The 11,335-nt window shown below is 69.7% G+C and carries 6 protein-coding genes; 4 read left to right on the forward strand and 2 right to left on the reverse strand.

All coding sequences use genetic code 11. From position 1 onward, the window contains the following. Positions 1 to 47: 47 nt before the first annotated feature. From pks2 to BRW65_RS29475, 4 genes are all read left to right on the forward strand, one after another. Entirely contained in the window at positions 48 to 6,344 is a 6,297-nt protein-coding gene (gene pks2 / locus BRW65_RS29460; protein WP_167374113.1) for a sulfolipid-1 biosynthesis phthioceranic/hydroxyphthioceranic acid synthase, read from the forward strand. A 285-nt stretch (positions 6,345 to 6,629) separates the two neighbouring features. Further along, the gene (gene cysC, locus BRW65_RS29465; protein ID WP_073880791.1) at positions 6,630 to 7,313 is read left to right on the forward strand and encodes an adenylyl-sulfate kinase; all 684 of its coding nucleotides are present in this window, start codon (positions 6,630 to 6,632) and stop codon (positions 7,311 to 7,313) included. A gap of 65 nt (positions 7,314 to 7,378) precedes the next feature. After that, positions 7,379 to 8,644 (forward strand): sulfate adenylyltransferase, encoded by a 1,266-nt coding sequence (sat, locus tag BRW65_RS29470; protein ID WP_073880793.1) that lies wholly within the window; start codon positions 7,379 to 7,381, stop codon positions 8,642 to 8,644. Next, positions 8,641 to 8,958 (forward strand): DUF6955 family protein, encoded by a 318-nt coding sequence (locus BRW65_RS29475; RefSeq protein WP_073880795.1) that lies wholly within the window; start codon positions 8,641 to 8,643, stop codon positions 8,956 to 8,958. Before sat ends, BRW65_RS29475 begins: the two co-directional genes overlap by 4 nt. A 9-nt stretch (positions 8,959 to 8,967) precedes the next feature. On the opposite strand, the gene fadD21 is transcribed toward BRW65_RS29475, so the two are convergent. Together fadD21 and BRW65_RS29485 are read right to left on the reverse strand one after the other, a co-directional pair. Then, on the reverse strand, positions 8,968 to 10,707 hold the full coding sequence (gene fadD21 / locus BRW65_RS29480; protein ID WP_073880797.1) for a fatty-acid--AMP ligase FAAL21/FadD21: 1,740 nt from the start codon (positions 10,705 to 10,707) through the stop codon (positions 8,968 to 8,970). 113 nt (positions 10,708 to 10,820) lie between these two features. Next, positions 10,821 to 11,273: a hypothetical protein gene (locus BRW65_RS29485; RefSeq protein WP_139273312.1), complete on the reverse strand. Its 453-nt coding sequence runs from the start codon at positions 11,271 to 11,273 to the stop codon at positions 10,821 to 10,823. Between the last annotated feature and the right edge of the window lie 62 nt (positions 11,274 to 11,335).

Consider the following 11,335-nt stretch of genomic DNA (forward strand, 5'->3'; position numbering starts at 1 on the left):
CGGCCGCCGACCGCCCAACATCGTTGGGGAGAACAGGGGACCGCACGTTGCCTGTCGCAACCGCCACTCCAGTTGCTGTCATCGGCATGGCCTGCCGGCTTCCCGGCGGTATCGATTCGCCGCAACGGCTGTGGGACGCGTTGTTGCGCGGCGCTGACTTCGTGGGCGACATTCCCGCCGATCGATGGGACGCCGACCTCTATTACGACCCGGAGCCCGGCGTGCCCGGCCGCTCGGTGACGCGGTGGGGCGCCTTCCTGGACGACGTCGGCGGCTTCGACTGCGATTTCTTCGGCATGACCGAGCGCGAAGCCACCGCGATCGACCCGCAACACCGCTTGCTGCTGGAGACATCCTGGGACGCGATCGAGCATGCGGGCCTCGATCCCGCGCGGTTGTCGGGCTCGCAGACCGGCGTCTTCGTCGGGCTGACGCACGGCGACTACGAACTGCTGTCCGCCGACTGCGGCGCCGCCGAGGGGCCGTACGGGTTCACCGGCACCAGCAACAGCTTCGCGTCCGGGCGGGTCGCCTACACGCTGGGGCTGCACGGCCCGGCCGTCACCGTGGATACCGCGTGCTCGTCGGGACTGATGGCCGTGCACCAGGCCTGCGGCAGTCTGAACACCGGCGAAAGCGAGTTAGCCCTGGCCGGCGGCGTCGCGGTGACCCTGGAACCGCGGAAGTCCGTCTCGGGGTCGCTGCAGGGCATGCTGTCACCGACCGGCCGCTGCCACGCCTTCGACGTGAACGCGGACGGCTTCGTCTCCGGTGAGGGCTGCGTCGTGCTGCTGCTCAAGCGGCTCGACGACGCGCAGCGCGACGGAGACCGCATCCTGGCCGTCCTGCGCGGCACCGCGGCCAACCAGGACGGCCGCACGGTGAACATCGCGGCGCCGTCGGAAACCGCCCAGGTGGCCGTCTACCGGACGGCCTTGGAAACCGCCGGCGTCGACGCCGCCACGGTCGGCTTCGTCGAGGCGCACGGGACCGGCACCCCGGTCGGGGATCCGATCGAATACGCGAGCCTGGCCGCCGTGTACGGCACCGCCGGGCCGTGCGCGCTGGGCTCGGTGAAGACGAACTTCGGCCACCTGCAGTCGACCTCAGGACCGCTGGGGTTGATGAAGGCGATCCTCGCGCTACAGCACGGCACGGTGCCGCAGAACCTCCACTTCACCCGGTTGCCCGACGAGATGGCCGCGATCAAGACGGAACTGTTCGTGCCGCAGGCCAACGCGCCGTGGCCCGGCGACCGGCACCCGCGCCGCGCCGCGGTGTCGTCGTATGGGATGTCCGGCACCAACGTGCACGCGGTCTTGGAAGAGGCACCGCCGGAGCAAGCGCCGCCGGCCTCCCCGAACGCCAACGGGGCCTTGATGTTTCCGGTGTCGTCGACGTCCGCCGAGCAACTGCGCGTCACGGCCGCCCGGCTGGCGGATTGGATCGACGCCGGTGGCGCCGGCCCGGCCGGGCTGCCGGACCTTGGCTACACACTCGCGCGTCGCCGCGCGCACCGGCCGGTGCGGACGGTGGTGTCCGCCGGCGACTTCGGTGAGCTGAGCGCGGCTCTGCGCGAGGTCGCCGGCAGCGACGTCCCGCGCGAACCCGCCGTGGGGCAGGACGACCGGGGGCCGGTCTGGGTGTTCTCCGGGCAGGGTTCGCAGTGGTCGCGGATGGGCGCCGAACTGCTGGCCTCCGAACCGGTTTTCGCCGCGGCGATCGCGGCGATGGAACCGTTGATCGCCGCGGAATCGGGGTTCTCGGTCACCGAGGCCATGTCCGCGCCCGAGGTGGTGACCGGCATCGACCGGGTGCAGCCGACGATCTTCGCGATGCAGGTGGCGCTGGCCGAGACGATGAAGTCCTATGGGGTGCGTCCCGGCGCGGTGATCGGTCATTCGCTCGGTGAATCCGCGGCGGCGGTTGTCGCGGGCGGCCTGACGCTGGAAGACGGGGTGCGCGTCATCTGCCGACGCTCGAGGCTGATGGGGCGGCTCGCCGGGAGTGGCGCCATGGCGTCGGTGGAGCTGCCGGGCCAACAGGTGCTCTCGGAACTGTCCATTCGCGGGATCTCCGACGTCGTCCTCTCGGTGGTCGCGTCACCCACCTCGACGGTCGTCGGCGGCGACGCGCAGTCGATCCGGGACCTGGTCGCGGCCTGGCAGGAGCAGGACGTGGTGGCGCGCGAGGTGGCGGTGGACGTGGCATCGCACTCGCCCCAGGTGGAGCCGATCCTCGACGACCTGGTCGTGGCGCTCGCCGGCCTCGAGCCCAGGGAGCCCGAGGTGCCCTACTACTCGGCCACGCTGTGGAACCCCCGCGAACGGCCGTCGTTCACCGGCGAGTACTGGGCCGAAAACCTGCGCCACACAGTGCGATTCGCGGCGGCGGTGCAGGCCGCCCTCAAGGACGGTTTCCGCGTCTTCGGGGAGCTATCGCCGCACCCCCTGCTCACGCACGCCGTCGAGCAGAACGCCGCCAGCCTGGACATGCCGATCGCGGCGCTGGCGGCCATGCGCCGCGGGCAAGAGCTGCCGGTGGGCTTGCGGGCTTTCGTCGCCGACGTGCACAGCGCTGGCGCAGCAGTCGACTTCTCGGTCCAGTACCCGACCGGCCGCCTGGTGGACGCGCCGGTCCCGACCTGGACCCATCGCAGGCTCATGCTCAGCCGCGAGGCGACGGAGCAGGCGCATGGTGCCTCGGTCCAGGCCGTCCATCCGCTGCTCGGTGCGCACGTGCACCTGCACGAGGAACCCGAGCGCCACGTCTGGCAGGGCGACGTCGGCACCGAGGCGCACCCGTGGCTCGGCGACCATCAAATCCATCACGTGGCAGCGCTTCCCGGTGCGGCATATTGCGAGATGGCGCTGACCGCGGCGGGTGCGGTCCTGGGCGATCGGTCCGAGGTCACCGACATCACGTTGGAGCAGACGCTGCTGCTGGACGGCCGGACGCGGGCGTCGTCGGCGGCGACGGTCACCGCGCCCGGCGTTCTCGAGTTCACCGTGGACACCCACGAGGACGGCGAACGCGTACGCCGGGCGCGCGCGGTCCTGCGCGCCGCGGAGGGGGCGGACGACGCGGAGCCGCCCGCCCACGACATGGCCACGTTGATCGCCAATCATCCATCCGGCATGGACGGCGCCGAATTGCGAAAGGCGTTCGACGCGATCGGGATTCAGTACGGACCGGCCTTCTCGGGTCTGGCCGCCGCGCTCGTCGGCGACGGGGACACCCCGACGGTGCTCGCGGAGGTGGCGCTTCCCGGGGCGATCCGCTCCCGGCAGTCGGGCTACGCCATCCACCCGGCGCTGCTGGACGCGTGTTTTCAGTCGGTGGTTGTGCATCCGGTGGTGCAGCAGGCCGGCGCGGGCGGCCTGCTGCTGCCGGTCGGCGTGCGCCGGGTGCGCAACTATTCCTCTGCGCGCAACGCGCAGTACTGCCTGGCGCAGGTGCGCTCGTCGGCCCCCGGCGAGTGCGAGGCGGACATCGACGTGCTGGACCAGTCCGGCGCCGTGCTGCTGAGGGTTGAGGGACTGCGACTGGCCGGCGGGGTCTCGGAACGCGAACGGGCGGAGCGCCTGCTCAACGAGCGGTTGTTGACCATCGAATGGGAGCCGCGGCAACTCCCGGATGCCGCCCGGGCCGAGCCGGGATCGTGGCTGCTGCTCAGCGCGGGCGAGGCGACGGACCCGCTGACGGACCAGCTGGGCGAGGCGCTGTGCGACGGCGCCCGCTGCACCACGGTGTCGTTGCCGGTCGGCTCGGTGGAAACCGCCGGGCTGCGCACGCTGCTGTCCGGCAACGGCCCGGCCGTGTCGAACGGGCACGGCCCGCTCGAGGGCCTGACGGGTGTCGTCGTGGTGACCGCGCCGCCGGTCGGCGGCGCCGACGAGGTGCGGCGCGGGCGCGACTACGTGTCGCACCTGGTGGCCGTCGCCCGTGAGCTCTCCGAGCTGCCCGGCGCGTCGCCCCGGCTCTTCGTGGTCAGCAGGAATGCCGCGTACGTGGCCGCCGGCGATGTGCCCAACCTGGAACAGACCGGGCTGCGCGGACTACTGCGGGTGATCGATTCCGAGCACCCGCACCTGAGCGCCACCCTAATCGACGTCGACGGGACGACCGGGCCCGAACACGTTGCGGCACAGTTGAAGAGCGGCTCGGGAGAAGACGAGACCGCATGGCGCCACGGGGACTGGTACACCGCGCGGCTGCGGCCGGGTCCGCTGCACCCGGCCGAACGGCGGACCACGGTCGTCGATCACGAGCTGGACGGCGTGCGCCTGCAGATCCGCACCCCGGGCGACCTCGACTCGCTGGAGTTCACCGCGTTCGACCGCGTCCCGCCGGGGCCGGGGGAGATCGAGGTCGCGGTCGCCGCGTCCACCGTCAACTTCGCCGACGTGCTGGTGGCCTTCGGTCGCTATCCCACCTTCGAGGGCTACCAACAGCAGTTGGGCGGTGACTTCGCCGGCGTGGTGACCGCCGTCGGCCCTGACGTCACCGCGCACCGGGTGGGTGACCGCGTCGGCGGCATGTCCGGTAACGGCTGCTGGGGCACCTTCGTCATCGCCGACGCCCGGCACGCGGTCACCCTCCCGCCCGACCTTCCGCTGGAAGCCGCCGCCGCGGTGCCCACCGCCGCGGCGACCGCCTGGTACGGCCTGCACGACCTGGCCCGCATCGCGCCGGCCGACAAGGTGTTGATCCACTCCGGCACCGGCGGCGTCGGGCAGGCGGCCATCGCGATCGCCCGGGCCGCGGGGTGCGAAATCTTCGCGACCGCGGGCAGCCCGCGGCGCCGGCAATTGCTGCGCGACATGGGGATCGAGCACGTCTACGACTCGCGCAGCGCGGCGTTCGCCGACGAAATCCGCCGTGACACCGGCGGATACGGCGTCGACGTCGTGCTCAACTCGCTGCCCGGCGCCGCGCAGCGCGCGGGAATCGAGTTGCTGGCTTTCGGCGGCCGATTCGTCGAGCTGGGCAAGCGGGACATCTACCGCGACACCCATCTCGGGCTGTTCCCATTCCGCCGCAACCTGTCGCTGTTCGCGGTCGACCTGGCGTTGCTCACGTTCAGCCATCCCGAGACCGTCCGACGCCTGCTGACCACCGTGTACCGTCACACGGCCGACGGCGAGCTGCCCATGCCGCGCACCACGCACTACCCGATCCACGACGCGGCCGGCGCGGTCCGCCTGGTCGCGGCGGCCGGGCACACCGGCAAGGTGGTGCTCGACGTGCCCCGCGCGGGCCGCAGCGTCGCCGCGGTCCCGCCGGAGCGGGTTCGGCCGTTCCGCCGCGATGGCGCCTACATCGTCACCGGCGGCCTCGGCGGGCTGGGGCTGTTCCTGGCCGGTGAGATGGCAGCGCGCGGCGCTGGACGGATCGTGCTGAACTCGCGCTCGGCGCCCAACGAGCAAGCCCGCCAAGACATCGAGCGTCTCCGCGCCGGCGGGGCCGACATCGCGGTGGAGCGTGGCGACATCGCCGAGCCGGGCACGGCCGAGCGGCTGGTGGCGTGCGCGACCGCGACGGGACTGCCGGTGCGCGGGGTGCTGCACGCGGCCGCGGTGGTCCAGGACGCCACGCTGGCCAACGTCACCGACGAACTCATCGACATATGCTGGGCGCCAAAGGTTTACGGCGCCTGGAACCTCCATCACGCGACCGTGGGCCAGCCGCTGGACTGGTTCTGCTCGTTCTCCTCGGCCGCCGCACTGGTCGGTTCCCCGGGCCAGGGCGCGTACGCGGCGGCCAACAGCTGGCTGGACGCGTTCGCGTACTGGCGTCGCAGCCAGGGGCTGCCGGGCAGCGCGATCGCCTGGGGCGCATGGTCGGAGGTCGGCCGGGCCACGGCGCTGGTGGAAGACGCCGGCAGCGCGATCAAGCCGGCGGAGGGTTACCACGCCTTCGAATCGCTGCTGCGCTACGACCGCCCCTACACCGGCTACGCGCCGATCATGGGAACGCCCTGGCTGACCTCGTTCGCGCAACGAAGCCGGTTCGCCGAAGCGTTCCAGTCGATGGGGCGCGGCAATCCGGACACGGGCAAGTTCCTGGCCGAACTCAAGGCGCTGCCCCGCGAGGAATGGCCCACCGCCATCCGCCGGCTGGTGTCCGGCCAGATCAGCCTGTTGCTGCGCCGCACAATCGATCCGGATCGTCCGCTGTCCGACTACGGACTGGATTCGCTGGGAAACCTGGAGCTGCGAACCCGCATCGAAACCGAAACCGGGGTGCGCATCAGCCCGACCAAGATCACCACGGTGCGCGATCTCGCGGACCACCTGTGCGACGAATTGGCCGCCGCCGAAACCGCGGCATCGTCGCCCTGACCGGCGGCGCGTCGGCGACGTTCGACTCATCGTGGTCGTAACCATGGGCGCCGGTGTCGCGCGACCCGTCCCGCTGGCGCGGCAAGGCGGCGCCCCAACCGGCGGCGTCCGGAACTGGTCAAACGCGGGGCCGGGGGCCGCGACGGCACGGTGGCGGCGAACCGGAAAACTCCTGTAAATTGGTCATCTTAAGTAAGCGACCGGCGACAACCCTGTTTGATTGGGTGAGCGATCTGGTGAAGGTCGTGGGAGGACTGCTACGAGATCGGTGTTGAGGAGCCGAAAATGTCGAACAACATCACCTGGCACGAACACCACATCAGCCGCGACAGCCGGGAACGGCTCAACGGGCATCGGGGCTGCGTCCTCTGGTTCACCGGGCTCAGCGGCAGCGGCAAGAGCACAGTGGCCAACACCGTCGAGCAGAAGCTGTACGAGCGGGGCATCCGGAGCTATCTCCTCGACGGGGACAACGTCCGCTACGGGCTCAACGCCGGCCCGGACACGCTGGAGCCCCGCCACGGCGTGGCGTTCGCCAAGAGGTTCGGCCTGGGCTTCTCCGCCGAAGATCGCGAGGAAAACATCCGGCGCATCGGTGCGGTCTCGAAGTTGTTCTGCGAGGCCGGTGTCGTCGCCTTGACGGCCTTCATCAGTCCCTACCGGCGTGACCGCGATGCGGTGCGCGAAACCCTGCTCGAAGGCGACTTCCAGGAGATCTTCATCGATACCCCCATCGAGATCTGCGAAAGGCGCGATCCCAAGGGCCTCTACAAGAAGGCCCGCGCGGGCGAGATCAAGGGATTCACCGGCATCGACGATCCGTACGAGGCGCCGGTGCAACCGGAATTGCGACTCGAGGGCGGCGCCAAGGACGCGGACACGCTGGCCGAAGAGGTGATTGCGCACCTGGAGAAGGTTGGCGTCATCCCCGCGCTGGCGCGCAGCAACGATGGGGCGGTCGGGGTTTAGGAATCGGCGCGGGCGCCGGCGACGTTTGCCAGGAAAGTGTTGGACTGCGAAGCGAGGGTCAACGAATGAGCTATACGGGTCACAACGGCAAGCCGATCGTGGAGCGGGTGTCCACCGAGGACGCGGCGAGCCGGATTCAGGGCCTGGCGCGGGTGCCCATCTCTAAGGCGACGGCGCACGAGGTCATCAGCCTTTCCTACGGGTTTTTCACGCCGCTGACCGGGTTCATGGGCCGGCAGGAGGTCGACACCACGCTGGACAAGTTGGCGTTGCCGGACGGGACGCTGTGGAGCATCCCGATCGTGTTCGATCTGTCCTGGAACGACATCGAGACGCTGGGCGTCCAAGAGGGGGCCAGCGTCGTGCTGGAGTACCTGGACGTTCCCATCGCCATCCTGGACGTCACCGAGATCTACCAGTACGACCTGCAGCGCCTGGCTGAGAAGACCTACGGCACAACCGATTCCCGGCATCCGGGGGTGAAGAAGACGCTGGCTTACGCGGACCGGTTCGTCGCCGGGGACGTCACGCTCATCAACGAGCCGGTGTTCAACGAGCCCTTCAAGAGCTTCTGGCTCACGCCCAGGCAGCACCAGGACGCGCTCGCGGAGAAGAACTGGACGCACGTGGTCGCGCATCAGACCCGCAACGTCCCGCACACCGGGCACGAGGCGCTGATGAAGCAGGCGTGGTTGGCCGCCAACGAAGACCAGCCGGTCGACGACCTGAGCACGGGCGTTCTGGTCAACGCGATCATCGGGCAAAAGCGGGTGGGCGACTACATCGACGAGGCGATCCTGCTCACGCAGGAGGAGCTCAGGAAGAGCGGATACTTCCGGGACGACGTCCACAAGGTGACCTTCACGCTGTGGGACATGCGATACGCGGGACCGCGGGAGGCGATCTTCCACGCGATCCTGCGCACCAACCTCGGGTGCACGCACCACATGTTCGGCCGCGACCACGCCGGCGTCGGCGACTTCTACCACCCGTACGACGCGCAGAACCTCCTGCAGGAACACCGGTCGGAGCTGGGCATCAAACCGGTGTTCCTGCGCGAGAACTGGTATTGCCCCGAGTGCCGGGAAGTGACCAACTCGGCGCTGTGCGGGCACTACGCCAAGGCGCAGAGTTTCAGCGGAAGTCTGATCAGAAGCATCCTGACCGACGAGGTGAAGCCGACCCAACAGGTGATGCGGCACGAGGTGTTCGAGGTGGTTCTCCAGGCCGCGGCGAAGTACGGCCGGGGCTCGCCGTTCGTCACCGAGGAGTACCTGGCGGACCGGCCGCCCGTGTTCACGCTGAACCCGTTGGAGGGAGCCCGATCATGAGCGGTGACGCCAAAACGATCAAGGTCAACGTCTGGATCAACGAGGAACGGCTCGAGGCGCTGGCGAAAGCGGGAATGGCCGACTCGGCGAAGGAAGCGTTCGCGGGGATGAAGCTGCTGGAGATCTACACCACGGAAGAGCAAAAGGACGTTGTCCTGCAACGCTTTCCGGGGTCTAAGTATGACTCCGCCACCACGAAGTCCATCGAGTTGCTGCCCAAGAAGGTCAAGGACAGGCTGCTGGAGCTGTCCATCGCGCTGCACTCCACGGGCCCTGACGTGGTGGACCGCTTCCTCGCCGAGTCGCAATCCTAGGCGCGGCGCTCAGCCGTCCAGCCGGGTGAACTCCTGACGGCGGTACTGCTCGACACAGGCGGCGCGCCGGATCTTGCCGCTCGTCGTGGTGGGAATCGACCCCGGTGGCACCAGCACGAGATCGGCGACGTTGAGACCGTGTGAACTCGAAATCGCCGCGGTGACATCGTTTTTGACGACGGCGAACCGGCGCGCGACCTCCTCGTCGGAGTCGCCGCGCTTCTTCATCTCGATGATGGTCACCAGCTTCTCGGTCTCGCCCACCGGCACCGAGATCGCCGCGACGCGGCCCCCGGTGATGCCCTGCACCGTCGACTCGATGTCCTCGGGATAGTGGTTGCGGCCGTAGACGATCAGCAGATCCTTCATCCGGCCCACGATGAACATCTCGCCCTCGGAGACGAACCCGAGGTCGCCGGTGCGCAGCCACGGTCCCTCCGGTGTGCCGGGGGCCGGGTCGGCCACGATGCCGCAGAAGGTGCGTTCGGTCTCCTCGGGCTTTTGCCAATAGCCGCCGGCCACGTTCTCGCCGTGGACCCAGATCTCGCCGACCGAACCCGCCGGGAGTTCCCGGCGGGTGTCGGGGTCGACGATCCGCACCGCCGGCGACGTCGGCATGCCGTAGCTCAGTAGCGGCGAGCCGCTGTCTGGCGAGCACCGTTCCGCGGCGCCCTCCGACAACTTCTCGGATTCGAAGTGAACGACCCGCGGGGCGCCGCGGGTGGCGCGGCTGGTGACGTAGACGGTGGCCTCGGCCAATCCGTAGGACGGGCGCATCGCGCGGTCGTCAAAGTTGTAGGGGGCGAAGCGTTTAGCGAACCGGTCCAGCGTGGCGGGGTGGATGCGTTCGGCGCCGCTGACGATGCCCAGCACGTTGCCCAGGTCGACGCCCTCCAGGTCGGCGTCCTTGGTCTTTCGGACGGCCAATTCGAAGGCGAAGTTCGGGGCCGCCGACATCACCGGTGTGCCGATCGACATCGCGTGGATCCAGCGCGCCGGTCGTTGCAAGAAGGCCACCGGACTGGTCAGGTCACCGCGATAACCGCCCATGATCGGCGCGATGACGCCCAACACCAACCCCATGTCGTGGTAGAAGGGCAGCCAGGACACGGCGGCGGATTCGCGTGGCGGAAAGCCGTTGAACTCGACGAAGTAGGCGGCCATCAGCTGCTGGAAGTTCACGTGCAGGTTGCGGTGCGAGATCATCACCCCGGCCGGCAAACGCGTCGAGCCGGACGTGTACTGCAGGTACGCCGTGCCGGGCGCGCCGCTGAGCCGGATGCTCGGCGCGGAGGTGTCGTCCAAATCGAGCGCATCGACTTCGACGACGGCCGGGGTCGTCGCCGCGCCCGGCTGCTGGAGGTACTCGCTAACGGTCCCGGCGACGGGCGACGTGGTGAGGACGACGGTGGGCGCGGTGTCGGCCAGGACGGCACTGACCCGTTCGTCGTGTGAGCCCGCCGCCGGAACGGACAGCGGCACCGCGATCAGCCCGGCCTGCATCGCGCCCAGGAACGCCACGATGTAGGGCAGGCCCTGCGGGGCCAGGATCACGGCCCGGTCCCCGACGGCGCCGTGCCGCTTGACCTCGTGCGCGACGTTCAGGGTCCGTTGGTACAGCTGGGCCCACGTCAACGTCTCGGTGACGCCCGCCCAATCGTGTTCGTAGTCGGTGTAGCGGAACGCGATCTCGTCGGGCTGCAGACCCGCGCGTTCACGCAGCAGGGAGACCACCGACGCGTTCTGCATGCGGGTTAGGCTACCGCTCTTCCCCCGTTTGCGGACGACGGTTGGCTAAGGCCCGGACTCCGTTTTCCGGTGGTCCGCCGTGCGCCGACGAATACCGTTGTGCCCCAGCCCCTTCACGGTGCGGACGGGCCGTAGTCCCAAGTGTGCGGCAGCATCGGCGTGCGCGCTGCACCGTCGAAGGCATCGTCGCCCAGCGCCGTCAATCCGGCCGGTGCGGCGGCCCTCTTGGCGGGCGCGGTTCCGGCGAAGCCCAGGGTTTCCGCGCCCCGATCCGAGGCGCTCGCCGACGGTTCTGCGTCCAGGTACTCGTAACGGCGGCCGAGTTGCGTGACATCCGCCCGCCGGCGCCGCGCCTGCGACGCCTCGGCCTGGGCCGCGGCCGCCGCGGGGACCTCGACGAGATCGGGCTGGGCCGCCCGCCTTGCGCGCGCCCTGGCGCTCACCGACCCGCGCGCGTCGGCCGTCAGCTGGCCGACCAGGTACGCCAGACCCGGCATCGTCGCCCCGGGCGGTGCCGACGGTGTCGGCGTCGGGGCCCACCGGTGCGGGCGTGCGGGCTCAACCACGTCGGCTGTGATGTCTCAGGACATCAGTGACAGTTCTGCATCAGGGCTTCAGTGACGGTTGG

This window comes from Mycobacterium paraffinicum, from assembly GCF_001907675.1.
Taxonomy (GTDB): domain Bacteria; phylum Actinomycetota; class Actinomycetes; order Mycobacteriales; family Mycobacteriaceae; genus Mycobacterium; species Mycobacterium paraffinicum_A.

Bases quoted from the DNA above. Each gene is read 5' to 3' on its own strand.
- fadD21 (WP_073880797.1), bottom strand. From the start codon at position 10,707: ATGCAGAACGCGTCGGTGGTCTCCCTGCTGCGTGAACGCGCGGGTCTG.
- sat (WP_073880793.1), top strand. From the start codon at position 7,379: ATGAGCTATACGGGTCACAACGGCAAGCCGATCGTGGAGCGGGTGTCC.
- cysC (WP_073880791.1), top strand. From the start codon at position 6,630: ATGTCGAACAACATCACCTGGCACGAACACCACATCAGCCGCGACAGC.
- BRW65_RS29475 (WP_073880795.1), top strand. From the start codon at position 8,641: ATGAGCGGTGACGCCAAAACGATCAAGGTCAACGTCTGGATCAACGAG.